Consider the following 15,240-nt stretch of genomic DNA (forward strand, 5'->3'; position numbering starts at 1 on the left):
CCCAATGACTGTGGGTTCGGCTGCGACCGGTCAGTCCCGCGCGGGAATGCCGGCGTCCGGAGTGTGATGGGCCTCGAGCACCGTGCGCACCTCCGCGGGGAAGGCGTCCGGCGCACCCGCGGCGTCCACCGACACCATCGTGGTCTCGGCGATCGCACAGGTCGTGCCGTTCGGGTCGACGAGCGTCAGTGCCATCACGAACGAGGTCGTCCCGATGCGCTTCACCGACGTGCGGATCGTGATGGGCTCGGCCGAATAATGCAGGACGGCCGTGAACACGATGTCCTGCCGCACCACCAGCATCGAGAATCCCGTGGGCCACGCGTCGAGCCAGTCCCGGAAGGAGCGCACACGGCTCTCCTCGAACAGCCGCGCGATCTGCACGTTGTTGACGTGATGATTGATGTCCATGTCGCCCCAGCGGAGTTGTACGGACACTTCCAGGAATTCGTCGCTCACGAACGCAAACCCTATCCGTTGACGCCGACACGGCAGCCGGGTCCGGTGACGATCGTTGAGCCCGGCAACACGCAATCGCTCCTGCCGGTCCGGGGTTGCCCCTCGCCGTAGACTCTCCGCAGAGATGAGCTCGGTCCGGAGATGCGACGGGAGGCAACACATGATTGTGGAGACCGCCCGCCTGCAGCTGCGACCGGTCACCGAGGCCGACGCCGACGCACTCGTGGCCCTCGACAGCGACCCCGCGGTGATGCGGTACGTCAGCGGTGGCAGCGCCACCCCCCGGGAAGTGATCGAGGACTGGGTGCTCCCCCGCGCTCTCGCCGAACAGCGATCCCACGGCACCGGGATCTGGGCCGCACGCGACCGCCGCAGCCTGGCATTCGCGGGCTGGTTCTCCCTGCGCACACCTCGCCACAGCAGCAGTTCCGAACTCGAACTGAGCTACCGGCTGCGCCGCGACGCCTGGGGACGGGGGCTGGCCACCGAAGCGGCCACGCGACTTCTCCAGATCTCCTTCACGACCATCGCGGCCGACCGCGTCTTCGCGTCGACGATGGCCGAGAACATGCCGTCGAGGCGCGTCATGGAGAAGATCGGCATGCGAATGAGCGCCATTCACCTCTCCGACGACGACATCCACGCCGGCGCCGGCTTCGGCGAGGTGGAATACGAACTGCTGCGCCACCATTGGGAAACCGCGACGATGTCGTGGTCGGCGGCCACCTGGTCGGCACCCGCGTGGTCGTCCCCCGCACTCTCCGCGCGGTCGTGGCCCTCACGCGCCTCGGGTGTCCACGACCTGACCGCCTAGGCGAACTCCGTGCTGCGCGCGACCGAGCGCGGATGATTGACTACCGTTGAGACCGCGCGGCCAGCCCACCTCCGATCGACAGGGGAGTTCCTCACGATGACCAGCACGCCCACCGCTCGCCCGCACGTCGTCATCGTCGGGTCCGGCTTCGGCGGACTCTTCGCCGCCCAGCGTCTCGCGAAGGCCGACGTCGACGTGACACTCATCGCGCGGACCACCCACCACCTGTTCCAGCCGATGCTGTATCAGGTGGCCACCGGCATCATCGCCGAGGGTGAGATCGCTCCCGCGACGCGTGTGATCCTCCGCAAGGAGAAGAACATCACCGTGCTGCTCGGCGACGTGTTCACGATCGACCTCGAGGGCAAGACCGTCAGCTCGCAGTTGCTCGAGCGGGTCACCGTGACGCCGTTCGACAGCCTGATCGTCGCGGCGGGCGCCGATCAGTCCTACTTCGGCAACGACCATTTCGCGGAGTTCGCTCCCGGCATGAAGACCATCGACAACGCCCTCGAGCTCCGTGGACGGATTCTGGGCGCCTTCGAGCAGGCGGAACTGTCGAAGGATCCGGAGGAGCGCGCGAGGCTGCTGACCTTCGTGGTCGTCGGCGCAGGCCCCACCGGTGTCGAACTCGCCGGCCAGATCGCCGAGATGAGCGACAAGACACTCAAGGGCACGTTCCGCCACATCGATCCGACCGAGGCACGGGTCATCCTGCTGGACGCCGCGCCCGCGGTGCTGCCGCCGTTCGGGGAGAAACTGGGCAAAAAGGCCGCCGCGCGCCTGGAGAAGCTCGGCGTGGAAGTACAGCTGAACGCGATGGTCGTCGATCTCGACTACGACGGACTCGTGGTGAAGGACAAGGACGGCACCACGCGCCGCATCGAATCGCAGTGCAAGGTGTGGTCGGCGGGTGTGCAGGCCAGTGGCCTCGCCAAGCAGCTGGCCGAGCAGTCCGGAGCGGAACTCGACCGGGCCGGCCGCGTGAAGGTGCAGTCCGATCTCACCGTTCCCGGCCATCCCTACGTGTTCGCCGTCGGCGACATGGTGGCCGTCGACGGTGTTCCCGGGGTCGCACAGGGCGCCATCCAGGGTGGCCGCTATGCCGCCGACGCGATCATCGCCGGTCTACGCGGGCGGACCCAGGCCGACCGGAAACCCTTCAGCTACTGGGACAAGGGGTCGATGGCCACGGTGTCCCGGTTCAGCGCGGTCATGCAGGTCCCGATCCCCGGCACCAAGTGGACGTTCGAATCCGCCGGCTACTTCGCGTGGCTCGGCTGGCTCGCCCTGCACCTGGTGTACATGGTCGGTTTCCGGAACCGTCTGAACACCCTGATCAACTGGTTCTTCGCCTTCACCACACGTGGCCGCTCGCAGCTCGCGATCACCGAACAGCAGGTGTACGCGCGTACCGCACTCGGTGCCCTCAGTGAGCTCGAGAAGAAGTCGGTGCCCGACGTCGAGGCGATCTCGGCCGGCGATCCGTTCGCCATCGAGAACGCGAAAAAGCAGGATGCGGCCGAGAAGGCCCACGAGAAGGCCGAGAAAGCAGAGAACAAGGCTCAGAAGGAGGAGTCGCCGGCCTCGAATGCCGAGGCCGGCTGACCCCGGCCGCTCAGGACGCGCCGGGAACCTCGGCGTCGGCCGGCAATTCGATGTTCTGCAGGCGCACCTGTGACGTGGCCACGGGCTTGCCCTGCTCGTCGGTCATCAGCACCCGCCACAGCTGCTGACGCCGGCCACGGTGCACCGGCTCCGCCGTGACCGAGATGGTCCCCGCACTGACCGACCGCAGGAAGTCGGTGTTGTTGTTGACGCCGACCGCCGTGCCACCGATACCGCTGTCCTGCAGCCAGACGAAGGCGGCGCAGCTGGCCGCCCCCTCGGCGACCGCGCAGTACACACCGCCGTGCACGATGCCGAACGGCTGGTGATGCTTCGGCGTGATCTCGAAGTGTGCGAGCAGGCGGTCCGCTCCCGCCTCGTCGATCACCACCCCGAGAGCCGCCGTGTCGAATCCGCGACCGAAGGTCGACGTCATCAACGCCTCGCGGTCGTCCGCCGTGGTCTGGTTTCCGGTGTCATCGCTCATGCACCGAGCGTGCCATGACGGCACCCGATCGAACACGCCAGGTGCTCCGCGACGACACGCCGAAAAGAATCGCGGCGGGCCGAAGAGGCACCGAGGAACCGATGGGCCCCACACTGCGTTGCATCAGTGTGGGGCCCATCGTGCGTGGACCGGGGGTCTCTGCAGCCCTCAGGACTCTCGCGCGGTCCGACGTAACAACAACGTAGGGTAGCCTTACCAATGTTGTCAAGGCGGCACGGACGGCGTGGCGGTATTCGATGGGCGACGACAGATGACGGGCGAGTGGGCAAACCGGCGAAGGTAGGTAAAATGCGAAAGATGAATGGGTTGGGCGATCTCGAGCGTGCGGTGATGGACTCGTTATGGGCGAGTCCGGAACCGCAGACGGTCCGGCAGGTGCACGCCGAACTGTCCCGGGACCGCTCCCTCGCGTACACCACGGTGATGACGGTGCTGCAGCGTCTGGCGAAGAAGAAGCTGGTCTCCCAGCTCCGCGACGACCGCGCCTACAAGTACGTGCCGACCCACCCGCGCGAAGACCTCGTGGCGAGCCTGATGGTCGACGCACTGAGCGAGGCGGACGCGCCCGGATCGCGCCACGCCGCACTCGTCTCGTTCGTCGGGCGCGTCGGCGCCGACGAGGCCGCCGCCCTGCGGCTGGCCCTCGATGAACTCGAAGCCGCCCGCGGCACCACCGAGAAGGGATAGATTCTCACCGACCACCTGAGCAGTTCCCCGCCCACCAGCCCACGCAAGGAAACACCGCGATGACCGCGCTGCTTTTCGGCATTCTGACCCTCGTTCTGGTCGGACCCGCCGCCGAGGTGTTGTCCCGTGCGTCCTGGCCGACGAAGGCCCCGCGGGCGGCGATGACGCTCTGGCAGGCCATCGCACTTGCCGCGGTGCTGTCGGCATTCAGTTGCGGTCTGGCCATCGCGGCGAACCTGCTCGCCCCCGGTCCCGACGGTGCACCGACGACCAATCCGCTGCATGAGATCGAACGGCTCGGGTTCCCCCTCTGGCTGACCTTGGTCGGGGTCTTCGCGCTCACCCTGATGGTCGGCGCGCGCCTGATGTACACCGTGATCCGGGTGGGAGTCCGCACCCGCGCCCGCAGACACGCGCATCGCCGTCTCATCGACATCCTCGACCGGTGCGACCGCTCGGACGTCACCCATCCCCTGTTCGGACGCGATGTCCGGATGATCGACGTCGAGCAGCCCCTCGCCTACTGTCTGCCCGGTCTGCGTCAGCGCGTCGTCGTCAGCGAAGGTGTCGTCGCACGCCTGTCACGCGACGAATTGACCGCGGTCATCGCCCATGAGCGTGCCCACCTGCGCGCACGGCATGACCTGGTACTCGAGGCGTTCATCGCCCTGCACGAGGCGTTCCCCCGCTTTGTTCGTAGTCAATCCGCTTTGGGCGCAGTCGAATTGCTGGTCGAGTCGCTCGCCGACGATCAGGCCGTCCGCGCCACCACCCCGACGACCCTCGGACGCGCACTCGTCGCCTGTGCCGACGCGGTCGCCCCTCGTGGCGCCATGGCGGTGGGCGGTCCGACCACACTCGCCCGCATCCACCGACTCCGCGACGACCGGCCCGCGCGACTGATCGCGACCATCGCGTACATGTGTGCGGCAGCCGTACTCGTCGTCCCCACGCTGGCCGTGGCCATCCCCTGGCTCACCGAGCTGAGCCGTCTCGTCAGTTCGGCGTAACGCCCACCGGATCCGCGTGACGGTGGCCGCGCACGACGGCCGTGGCACAAACCAATAGTCTGGTTTCATGACTACCGCTACCGGCACCGCCAACACCTCCGGCCCGGCCGATTCCTCATCCGGCAAAGCCCAGATCGGTGTCACCGGTCTGGCCGTCATGGGCTCGAACATCGCCCGCAACTTCGCCCGCCACGGCTACACCGTGGCCCTGCACAACCGCAGTGTCGGGAAGACCGACGCGCTGCTCGCCGAACACGGTTCCGACGGGAACTTCGTGCGCACCGAGTCGATCAAGGAGTTCGTCGACGCGCTGGAGCGGCCGCGGCGGGTTCTCATCATGGTGAAGGCGGGCGATGCCACCGACGCCGTCATCGACGAACTGGCCGATGTCCTCGAAGAGGGCGACATCATCATCGACGGCGGCAACGCGCTCTACACCGACACCATCCGCCGTGAACACGCACTGGCCGAGAAGGGGCTGCACTTCGTCGGTGCCGGCATCTCCGGCGGCGAGGAGGGCGCGCTCAACGGTCCCGCGATCATGCCCGGCGGCCCGGCGGAGTCCTACGAATCGCTCGGCCCGATGCTGGAGTCCATCGCCGCACAGGTCGACGGCGAGCCGTGCTGCACGCACATCGGCCCCGACGGCAGCGGCCATTTCGTGAAGATGGTCCACAACGGCATCGAATACGCCGACATGCAGCTCATCGGCGAGGCCTACGACCTCATGCGCAATGTGCTCGACATGCCGGTGGCCGAGATCGCCGATGTCTTCCGCGAATGGAACACCACCGAACTGGAGAGCTACCTGATCGAGATCACCGCCGAGGTGCTCAGTCAGGTCGACGCCGAGACCGGCAAGCCCCTCGTCGACGTGATCGTCGACGAGGCCGGACAGAAGGGCACCGGTCGTTGGACGGTCAAGTCCGCACTGGATCTGGGGATCCCGACGACCGGCATCGCCGAGGCGGTGTTCGCCCGTGCGTTGTCGTCCGCGACGGACCAGCGCAAGGCAGCCAACGGCCTCGCCTCCGGCACCCTCGGTGAGGCCCCCACCGATCGCAAGGCCTTCATCGAGGACATCAAGAACGCGCTCTACGCGTCGAAGGTCGTTGCCTACGCTCAGGGCTTCGATCAGATCGCGGCCGGCAGTGCCGAGTACGGATGGGACGTCGACCCCGGTTCACTGGCCACCATCTGGCGGGGCGGCTGCATCATCCGGGCCACGTTCCTCAACCGCATCCGCGAGGCCTACGCCGAGAATCCCGAGCTGCCGAGCCTGCTGCTCGACCCGTTCTTCCGTGACGCCGTGGAGACCGGCCTCGACAGCTGGCGTCGGGTGGTCGCGACCGCGACGCTGCTCGGCGTACCGGTACCGGCCTTCTCGTCGTCGCTGAACTACTACGACGCGCTGCGGGCGGACCGGTTGCCCGCCGCACTCACCCAGGGGCTGCGCGACTATTTCGGCGCCCACACCTATCGGCGGGTGGACAAGGACGGCTCCTTCCACACGCAGTGGAGCGGGGACCGCACCGAGGTCGAGGCGTAGTCTTTCGCCGTGCGTTTCCTGGAGGGGCACCGACCCGATCACGACCTGACCTACGACGACGTCTTCGTCGTCCCGAACCGCTCCGACGTCGCCTCACGGTTCGACGTGGACATCTCGACATCGGACGGCACCGGGACGACCGTACCGATTGTGGTCGCGAACATGACGGCCGTCGCGGGCAAGCGGATGGCGGAGACCGTCGCCCGGCGCGGCGGGCTGGTGGTGCTCCCCCAGGATCTCCCGTTGTCGGCGGCGGCCGAGTCGATCGCCTTCGTGAAATCGCGTGATCTCGTCGCCGACACACCGGTGACGCTGACCGCCGACGATTCGGTGACCGATGCGCTGGCCCTGCTGCCCAAGCGGGCCCACGGTGTGGCGGTGGTCATCGACGACGATCGCCGCCCGATCGGCGTCGTCACCGAGAAACGGTGCCGCGACGTCGATCGATTCTCGCGGGTGCATGACGTTCTGGATCCGGACATGCTGCTGCTCCCGTCGGCCACGGATCCCCGCGAGGTGTTCGACGCCCTCGGCGATCACTATCTCGGACTGGCCATCCTCGTCGATCACGACGGCAGACTGGCCGGCGTGCTGACGCGGGTCGGCGCCCTGCGGCACGGCATCTACCGGCCGAATACCGATGACGACGGACGCCTGCGGATCGCGGCCGCGGTCGGTATCAACGGGGACGTCGTCGGGAAGGCCGCGGCGCTGGTGGAGGCCGGGGCTGATCTGCTCGTCATGGACACCGCCCACGGCCATCAGGAGAAGATGCTCACGGCTCTGGCCTCGGTGGCCGCCACCGAGCCCGGTGTGCCGATCGTCGCCGGCAACGTGGTGTCCGCGGACGGCACCCGCGATCTGATCGAAGCCGGCGCGAGCATCGTGAAGGTCGGCGTGGGTCCCGGAGCCATGTGCACCACCCGGATGATGACCGGTGTCGGGCGCCCACAGTTCTCGGCGGTCGCTGAATGCGCCACGGCCGCAAAGGAACTCGGCGGTCACGTGTGGGCCGACGGGGGTGTGCGGCATCCGCGTGACGTCGCACTGGCCATCGCCGCGGGAGCGTCCAACGTGATGATCGGGTCGTGGTTCGCCGGAACCTACGAGTCGCCCGGCGACCTGCATTCCGACGCCGACGGCCTCTACAAGGTCGGTTTCGGGATGGCGTCCAAACGGGCCGTCGCCGCGCGATCGGCCGATGACGGCGCGTATGACCGCGCGCGCAAATCGTTGTTCGAGGAGGGCATCTCGAGCTCCCGCATCCGGATCGACCCGGAGCGTCCGAGCGTCGAGGACCTCATCGATCAGATCTGCGCCGGCGTGCGCAGCACCGCGACCTACACCGGCGCGCGTACCCTCGCCGAGATGCACGAGAAGGCCGTCCTCGGTATCCAGTCGGCAGCGGGCTTTGCCGAGGGACGACCGTTGCCGGGTGGTTGGTGACCGTGGAGATCCTCCTCCTCGTCGCGAGCCTCATCGGGTTCATCGCACTGACCCTGGGCACCGCCCTGTTCGTGGCCGCCGAGTTCTCGTTGACCGCGCTGGAGCGGTCGGCGATCTCCGCCGACGTGGCCGAACGCGGCGACCGCCGGTCCCGTCTGGTCGACCGCGCTCATCGCACGTTGTCCTTCCAGTTGTCGGGTGCCCAACTCGGCATCACCATCACCACCCTCATCACCGGCTACATCGCCGAACCGGTGCTGGCGAAGATCATCAAACCGCCGCTGACCTCACTCGGCCTGTCCGAGTCGGTCGCGAGCGGGACCACCCTCGCCCTCGCCCTCGTGCTGGCGACGTCGCTGTCAATGGTGCTCGGCGAGTTGATCCCGAAGAACCTGGCCATCGCCAAGCCACTGGCCGTGGCTCGTGCGACGGCCGGCCCGATGACCATTTTCTCCGCGGCGTTCCGGTGGGCCATCGTGGGTCTCAACGGCACCGCCAACTGGATCGTGCGCCGTCTCGGCATCGAACCCGCGGAGGAACTGCGATCGGCCCGATCCCCTCAGGAGCTGGAGTCGCTGGTCCGGAACTCGGCGAAGCAGGGCTCGATCGACGAGGAGACCGCCACCCTGGTCAACCGGTCGCTGCGCTTCGGTGAACTGACCGCCGAAGACCTGATGTCCCCGCGCGTCACCGTCGAATGCCTCGATCGCGACGCCTCGGTCCGCGATCTGATCCTCGCGTCGTCGACCACCGGACACTCGCGGTTCCCCGTGGTCAACGACGGTGACCTCGACGACCTGCTCGGCGTGGTGCACATCAAACAGGCGTTCACCGTGCCACCGGAACGTCAGGCCACCACTCCGGTCGTCAACCTCGCGCGTCCGGTCGCCCGCGTACCGGGCAGCCTCGACGGCGACGCACTGATGGAACGCATCCGCGCGGACGGTCTCGAGGTGTGTGTCGTCGAGGACGAGTACGGCGGCACCGCGGGAATCGTGACCACCGAGGATCTCATCGAGGAGATCCTCGGTGACGTCACCGACGAACACGACGACGAACTCGCCGACATCACGCCCGACGGAGACGGCTTCCTGTGCTCGGGGCTTCTGCGCATCGACGAGTTGTACGCGGCCACCGGTTATCTCGCGCCCGACGGTTCGTACGACACGCTGGGTGGTCTGGTCATGTTCGTCCTCGGCCGGATACCGCGGACCGGGGACAGCGTGGAACTGCCCGCCCGATCGGTATCGGACGATGAGGACGAGGAGGACACCCCGATTCCGTCGACCGATTCGACGACCTGGCGGGCCACGGTGACCCAGATGGACGGCATGCGAATCGATGTGGTGTCACTGCGTCCCGCCGAGACCGATGGATCGACCGACCAGGATGGCGAGGTGACCATCGATGGGTGACATCTGGGCGGTCGTACTGGCCGTCGCCCTGCTGGCGGGGAACGCGTTCTTCGTGGGTGCCGAGTTCTCCCTGATCTCGGCGCGCCGCGATCGGCTGGAGGCCCTGGAGCAGTCCGGGAAGAAGCGGGCCCGGACGGTGATCCGCGCGGGCGAACATCTGTCGCTGATGCTCGCCGGTGCCCAGCTGGGCATCACGATCTGTTCGATCCTGCTGGGTCGAGTCGGTGAACCCGCGATCGCGCATCTGATCGAGAAGCCGCTGCACCTGGTGCACGTGCCCGACGCACTGCTGCACCCGATCGCCTTCGCGATCGCGCTGGCGCTGGTCGTGGTGCTGCACATCCTGCTCGGTGAGATGGTGCCGAAGAACATCGCGTTGGCGGGCCCGGAAGCGTCGGCGATGTTGCTGGTCCCGGTGCACCTGGCATTCATCCGCCTGGTGCGCCCGCTGATCGCCTTCTACAACTGGCTGGCGAACATCTCGCTGCGGCTCATGCGTGTCGAACCGAAGGACGAACTGGCGTCGACGGTGTCGTCGGTGGAGCTGGCGCAGATGCTCGGCGAGTCGAAGCAGGAGGGGCTGATCGACGCCGAGGAGCACGAACGTCTCACGCGCGCACTGTCGTCGGTGGACCGCTCGGTCGCGGAGGTGATGATCCCGCTCGACAAGACGCGCTCGGTCACCATGCAGGTGGATCCGCGCACGGGCGGTGTGGGACCGACCCTGGGCGCGGTCGAACAGGCCGTCAGCGAGACCGGCTTCTCGCGCTTCCCGGTGCGCAGTCCCAACGGCACCATCACCGGGTACCTGCACCTCAAGGACGTGCTCGACGAGATTCTCGACGAACAGATCGGCCCCGACACCATCATCGGCGTGGACAAGATCCGCACACTCCCGGTCATCGACTCGAACACACCCCTCGACGACGCGACGACCATCCTGCGCCGCACCAGCTCGCATGTCGGCGCGGTCGTCAACGACACCGGGACGACCATCGGCATCGTCACGCTCGCCGACATGGTCGAGGAGTTCGTCGGCACCGTTCTGGACGGGACGCATCGGGTGTGAGCACGGCCGCGGCACCGACCACCCGACTGTCGGGTGCGCAGTGGCGTGCTCGCCGGGCAGCACATCGGGAGTCCGTCGATGAACTGATCGGCCCGTATCTGCGTGCCCGTCGCGACGGCCGGCGGCATCCGGTGATCGACTTCCTGTTCACCTACTATTCGTCGCGGCCGTCGCATGTCACGCGGTGGCATCCCGGGTACGGCGTGGTCCTCGAGGACGCGGACGAGTACCTCGGCCTGCGCGGCTACCGCGCCCGCGACGACGGTGGTGTGGAGGTCGCCGACGATCATCTGCGTCACCGGGCGACCGCTCTCGGCGCGGCGCGGGGTCTGCTGCGCGCGACGGCGAGCAGACCGGCTCGCGTGGGCTGCTTCGGACTGCACGAGTGGGCGATGGTGTACCGCACGCCGGAGACCCGGCACGAGATCCCGCTGCGCCTGGGGACTGCCGGAACCGACGCGGTCGTGGAGTCGATGCCCGTGCGCTGCACCCATTACGACGCGTTCCGGTTCTTCACCCCGGACGCGCGACCACTCAACGAGAAGCACCTCGACCGGAACGAACGCACCACCGACGAACAGCCCGGTTGCCTGCACGCCACGATGGACCTCTACCGGACGTGCTTCACACTGTCGCCGCTCATCGACTCCGACCTCACCTTCGCCTGCTTTGCTCTCGCCCTGCGGGCACGAGAACTCGACATGCGGGCCAGCCCGTACGACTTGTCCGGACTGGGATATGCACCGGTCGCGATCGAGACCCCCGCGGGCCGCGCCGAATACGTACGTCACCAATCCGCCATCGCCGCCGACGGCGCGATCCTGCGCGCCGCGGTGGCCGAGCGCTGCGACCGTCTTCTGGCGCAGGCACCGCACCGTCGGTGACACCGGCCACGCAGCACGCCGATTCCGGTCTCGCACACATCGCACGACGGACTATTTGCCCAGCTTCTGGCCTCGCAGACTGTCCAGACCGCCAGTGTCCGGGCGAATTACCGCCGAGTAGCATGGAGCCGTCTCGCGGTGACGCACCGGTGCGCCACCGCTCCCCCGAGGAAAGGCAGCTATGTCGGACCGCACCACCGTCAACGGGTTACAGGTCGCCACCGTCCTGTACGACTTCATCAACAACGAGGCGCTGCCCGGCACCGGTGTGGCGCAGGACGACTTCTGGTCGGGCGCGGCGAAGGTCATCGCCGACCTCGCACCCCGCAACCGCGAACTGCTCGCCGTCCGCGACGATCTGCAGACCAAGATCGACGAATGGCACCGCGCCAACAAGGACGCCGACTTCGCCGACTACAAGGCCTTCCTCACCGAGATCGGCTACCTGGTCGAGCCGCCCGCCGATTTCGAGATCCGCACCGCGAACGTCGACACCGAGATCACCGACACCGCGGGCCCGCAGCTGGTCGTCCCGATCCTCAACGCCCGCTTCGCGCTCAACGCATCGAACGCCCGCTGGGGTTCGCTGTACGACGCGCTGTACGGCACCGACGCCATCCCGGAGACCGGCGGCGCCGAGAAGGGCACGTCCTACAACAAGGTTCGCGGCGACAAGGTCATCGAGTTCGCCAAGGCCTTCCTGGACAAGGTCGTGCCGCTCGAGCACGGTTCGCACGCGGATGCGACCAAGTACGTGATCGACGGCGACACCGTGACCGTCGTGCTCGGCGACGACACCGACACCACGACCTTCGCCGATCCGTCGGTGTTCGCCGGCTACCGTGGTGACGCCCTGGCGCCGACCGCGATCCTGTTGCGCCACAACGGTCTTCATCTGGAAATCCAGATCGATGCCGACTCCCCGATCGGCTCCACGGACGCCGCAGGCGTGAAAGACGTCCTCGTCGAATCCGCGATCACCACGATCATGGACTTCGAGGATTCCGTCGCGGCCGTCGACGCCGAGGACAAGGTGCTCGGCTACCACAACTGGCTCGGCCTCAACAAGGGTGATCTGTCGGAGGAGGTCAGCAAGGGCGGCAAGACCTTCACCCGCGTGCTGAACCCGAACCGCACCTACACCGCACCCGACGGTTCGGAACTCGAACTGCCGGGCCGTTCCCTGCTGTTCGTCCGCAACGTGGGCCACCTGATGACCAACGACGCGATCCTCGACGCCGACGGCAACGAGGTCCCCGAAGGCATCATGGACGGCCTCATCACGTCCCTGATCGGCATCCACGGACTGTCGGGCGCCGGGAGCGAAGCGAGCGGGCCCAATGGAGCACGAGCGGAAGGGCTGCAGAACTCGCGGACCGGCTCGATCTACATCGTGAAGCCGAAGATGCACGGCCCCGATGAGGTCGCCTTCACCGTCGAATTGTTCGATCGGGTGGAGAAGGTCCTCGGCCTGCCGGAGAACACCCTCAAGGTCGGCGTCATGGACGAGGAACGCCGCACCACGGTGAACCTCAAGGCCGCGATCAAGGCCGCCGAGGACCGCCTGGTGTTCATCAACACCGGCTTCCTCGACCGCACCGGCGACGAGATCCACACCTCGATGGAGGCGGGTCCGATGGTGCGCAAGGGCGAGATGAAGAAGCAGACCTGGATCGGCGCCTACGAGAACTTCAACGTCGACACCGGCCTGCACGCGGGTCTGCAGCACAAGGCCCAGATCGGTAAGGGCATGTGGGCGATGCCAGATCTGATGCACGACATGCTCGAGCAGAAGATCGGACACCCGCAGGCCGGCGCCAGCACCGCATGGGTGCCCTCGCCGACCGCCGCCACCCTGCACGCACTGCACTACCACGAGGTGGACGTGTTCGAGCGCCAGGACGACATCGCCAAGCGCGACCCGGCCTCCGTCGACGACGTGCTGGCGATCCCGCTGGCCGCGAACACCGACTGGTCGGACGAGGAGAAGCGCGAGGAACTGGACAACAACTGCCAGTCGATCCTGGGCTACGTGGTCCGGTGGATCGATCACGGCGTCGGTTGCTCCAAGGTGCCCGACATCCACGATGTCGCCCTGATGGAGGATCGCGCGACCCTGCGCATCTCCAGCCAGCTGCTGGCCAACTGGCTGCACCATGGCATCGTGACCGAGGAGGACATCGTCGCCTCCCTCGAGCGCATGGCACCCGTGGTGGACCGGCAGAACGCCGGCGATCCCGACTACCGGCCGATGGCTCCGGACTTCGCCTCGAACATCGCGTTCCAGGCGGCGAAAGAGCTTATCCTCGAGGGTGCGAAGCAGCCGAGCGGCTACACCGAGCCGATCCTGCATCGCATGCGGCGCGAGTACAAGGCCGCCAACGCCTGACCGGTTCGGTGAGCCGGACCGGGTGTTGGATACGGTCCCAGCTTGACGACGCCCGGTCGCCGATGATGTCGGCGACCGGGCGTTTCGCTATGGTCGGTCGGTGAGACCGGCGTCAGTGACAAGCGAGCGCCGCGTCACGGACGAAAGGCTGGGTGCTTGGCACACCATCGGAGCGCGGACACGGGTGCGGGGATCCGTGGTCGGGGAATCAGTCGCGGGCTCGTCGGCACACTGCTGTCGATTCTGCTCGTCGCCGCCCTGGTCGTGGTCTGGCTGCAACTCGGTGACCGCATCGACAAACAGGGGGATCAGGCCGCCTCGACCTGTGTCGAGGGCAAGCTCGCGGTCCCGATCGTCGCGGCACCGTCGGTCGCCGAACCGCTGAAGTCGCTGGCCGAGAAGTTCAACAAGACCGGGCCGGTCGTCCGCGACCACTGCGTCGAGGTGGCCGTTCGACCGGGCGACGCCAAGGTGACGTTGGACGGTCTCGCGGCGAAGTCCTGGGATGCCCAGGCCATGGGCGCCCGTCCGGCCGCATGGGTTCCGCAGTCGTCGATCTGGTCGGCCGAACTGTCCACGGCACGCCCGGATGCCGTCGACGGCACACCGGACTCGCTGGTCACCTCCCCCGTCGTGCTGGCCACCGCGCCGTCACTGGCCGAGGCGATCACGGAACGCTCGGTGGGCTGGGGCCAGTTGCCGACATTGCAGCGCCGCGACGGCAGCCTCGCGGATCTCGGGCTCCCGGCGTGGGGTTCGCTGCGGCTCGCGACTCCCGTCGGGGCCGATTCGGATGCCACCGTGCTCGCGGCGCAGGCAGTCGCGATGCAGGTCACGCGGAGCAGCGGGATTCTGGCCGAATCCGACGCACGATCACCTCGCGTGTCGTCGAGTGTCTCGGCTCTTCTCGCGGGTGCACCGCAGTCGCCGGACGGCAGTCCGAACGGCGCCGCGAAGACCATCGCGGAGGCCGAGGATCCGGCCGCATCGCCGATCCATGCGGTCGCCATCACCGAGCAGGCGCTGTATCAGCTGACCCGATCGGACGCGGAGAAGCGACTGGCAGAGGTCGTACCGTCCGGCCCCACGCCCATCGCCGACTATCCGATCATCAGGCTGTCCGGGGACGACCTGACACCCGCGCACGCGGACGCGGTCGCCGACTTCTTCGACTACGTCCGCGAGCCCGCGCAGCTCCGAGCGCTCACGTCGGTGGGTTTCCGGGGTGATGCGCCGCGCGCACAGCCGACCGCCACCGTCTCGTTCCCCGACACGGACAATCCGATGGCCACTCCGGAGCCCGCGGCCGTGGTCGCGATCAACCGGCTGGTCTTCGGCCCGGACTCGGGTCCGCGGACCAGTCCGGCCGGAGGCTGACCCCACGACAGCCACCGGCCGGACA

The 15,240-nt window shown here is 67.6% G+C and carries 13 protein-coding genes; 11 read left to right on the forward strand and 2 right to left on the reverse strand.

Annotated features, from left to right (window positions below; all coding sequences use genetic code 11):
• Positions 1-30 precede the first annotated feature (30 nt).
• Positions 31-459 carry an acyl-CoA thioesterase gene (locus tag AC4JJG_RS19070; RefSeq protein ID WP_495401933.1) on the reverse strand — a complete coding sequence of 143 codons (429 nt, stop codon included), beginning with the start codon at positions 457-459 and terminating at the stop codon, positions 31-33.
• A gap of 160 nt (positions 460-619) precedes the next feature.
• Here AC4JJG_RS19070 and AC4JJG_RS19075 point away from each other — a divergent pair, with 160 nt between their 5' ends.
• Both AC4JJG_RS19075 and AC4JJG_RS19080 read left to right on the forward strand, forming a co-directional pair.
• Positions 620-1,273, forward strand: coding sequence for a GNAT family N-acetyltransferase (locus AC4JJG_RS19075; protein ID WP_495401932.1), 654 nt, complete (start codon positions 620-622; stop codon positions 1,271-1,273).
• Between the two features lie 96 nt (positions 1,274-1,369).
• Entirely contained in the window at positions 1,370-2,881 is a 1,512-nt protein-coding gene (locus AC4JJG_RS19080) for an NAD(P)/FAD-dependent oxidoreductase (RefSeq protein ID WP_495401931.1), read from the forward strand.
• A gap of 10 nt (positions 2,882-2,891) precedes the next feature.
• On the opposite strand, the gene AC4JJG_RS19085 is transcribed toward AC4JJG_RS19080, so the two are convergent.
• A complete protein-coding gene (locus AC4JJG_RS19085) occupies positions 2,892-3,368 on the reverse strand; it encodes a PaaI family thioesterase (RefSeq protein ID WP_495401930.1) in 477 nt (158 codons plus the stop codon).
• A gap of 309 nt (positions 3,369-3,677) precedes the next feature.
• Between AC4JJG_RS19085 and AC4JJG_RS19090 the strand changes: the two genes are divergently transcribed.
• The 9 genes from AC4JJG_RS19090 (at position 3,678) to AC4JJG_RS19130 (ending at position 15,215) form a co-directional block, all read left to right on the forward strand.
• Entirely contained in the window at positions 3,678-4,076 is a 399-nt protein-coding gene (locus tag AC4JJG_RS19090; protein WP_495401929.1) for a BlaI/MecI/CopY family transcriptional regulator, read from the forward strand.
• Positions 4,077-4,135: 59 nt separating this feature from the next.
• On the forward strand, positions 4,136-5,086 hold the full coding sequence (locus tag AC4JJG_RS19095; RefSeq protein ID WP_495401928.1) for a M56 family metallopeptidase: 951 nt from the start codon (positions 4,136-4,138) through the stop codon (positions 5,084-5,086).
• A 67-nt stretch (positions 5,087-5,153) separates the two neighbouring features.
• Positions 5,154-6,635, forward strand: a complete 1,482-nt coding sequence (gnd, locus tag AC4JJG_RS19100; protein ID WP_495401927.1) for an NADP-dependent phosphogluconate dehydrogenase — start codon at positions 5,154-5,156, stop codon at positions 6,633-6,635.
• 9 nt (positions 6,636-6,644) lie between these two features.
• Positions 6,645-8,081 carry a GMP reductase gene (gene guaB1, locus AC4JJG_RS19105; RefSeq protein ID WP_495401926.1) on the forward strand — a complete coding sequence of 479 codons (1,437 nt, stop codon included), beginning with the start codon at positions 6,645-6,647 and terminating at the stop codon, positions 8,079-8,081.
• A gap of 2 nt (positions 8,082-8,083) precedes the next feature.
• Positions 8,084-9,496, forward strand: a complete 1,413-nt coding sequence (locus AC4JJG_RS19110) for a hemolysin family protein (protein WP_495401978.1) — start codon at positions 8,084-8,086, stop codon at positions 9,494-9,496.
• On the forward strand, positions 9,489-10,565 hold the full coding sequence (locus AC4JJG_RS19115; protein WP_495401925.1) for a hemolysin family protein: 1,077 nt from the start codon (positions 9,489-9,491) through the stop codon (positions 10,563-10,565). Before AC4JJG_RS19110 ends, AC4JJG_RS19115 begins: the two co-directional genes overlap by 8 nt.
• Positions 10,562-11,449: a 3-methyladenine DNA glycosylase gene (locus tag AC4JJG_RS19120; RefSeq protein WP_495401924.1), complete on the forward strand. Its 888-nt coding sequence runs from the start codon at positions 10,562-10,564 to the stop codon at positions 11,447-11,449. The genes AC4JJG_RS19115 and AC4JJG_RS19120 overlap by 4 nt, the downstream gene beginning before the upstream one ends.
• Before the next feature lie 181 nt (positions 11,450-11,630).
• The gene (locus tag AC4JJG_RS19125) at positions 11,631-13,838 is read left to right on the forward strand and encodes a malate synthase G (RefSeq protein ID WP_495401923.1); all 2,208 of its coding nucleotides are present in this window, start codon (positions 11,631-11,633) and stop codon (positions 13,836-13,838) included.
• Positions 13,839-13,994: 156 nt separating this feature from the next.
• The gene (locus AC4JJG_RS19130) at positions 13,995-15,215 is read left to right on the forward strand and encodes a substrate-binding domain-containing protein (RefSeq protein ID WP_495401922.1); all 1,221 of its coding nucleotides are present in this window, start codon (positions 13,995-13,997) and stop codon (positions 15,213-15,215) included.
• The last annotated feature ends 25 nt before the right edge of the window (positions 15,216-15,240 follow it).

Source organism: Gordonia sp. B8661-1 (assembly GCF_059427765.1).

Coding starts and splice junctions, on each gene's coding strand:
- AC4JJG_RS19075 (WP_495401932.1), top strand. CDS start 620: ATGATTGTGGAGACCGCCCGCCTGCAGCTGCGACCGGTCACCGAGGCC.
- AC4JJG_RS19080 (WP_495401931.1), top strand. CDS start 1,370: ATGACCAGCACGCCCACCGCTCGCCCGCACGTCGTCATCGTCGGGTCC.
- AC4JJG_RS19085 (WP_495401930.1), bottom strand. CDS start 3,368: ATGAGCGATGACACCGGAAACCAGACCACGGCGGACGACCGCGAGGCG.
- AC4JJG_RS19090 (WP_495401929.1), top strand. CDS start 3,678: ATGCGAAAGATGAATGGGTTGGGCGATCTCGAGCGTGCGGTGATGGAC.
- AC4JJG_RS19095 (WP_495401928.1), top strand. CDS start 4,136: ATGACCGCGCTGCTTTTCGGCATTCTGACCCTCGTTCTGGTCGGACCC.
- gnd (WP_495401927.1), top strand. CDS start 5,154: ATGACTACCGCTACCGGCACCGCCAACACCTCCGGCCCGGCCGATTCC.
- AC4JJG_RS19115 (WP_495401925.1), top strand. CDS start 9,489: ATGGGTGACATCTGGGCGGTCGTACTGGCCGTCGCCCTGCTGGCGGGG.
- AC4JJG_RS19125 (WP_495401923.1), top strand. CDS start 11,631: ATGTCGGACCGCACCACCGTCAACGGGTTACAGGTCGCCACCGTCCTG.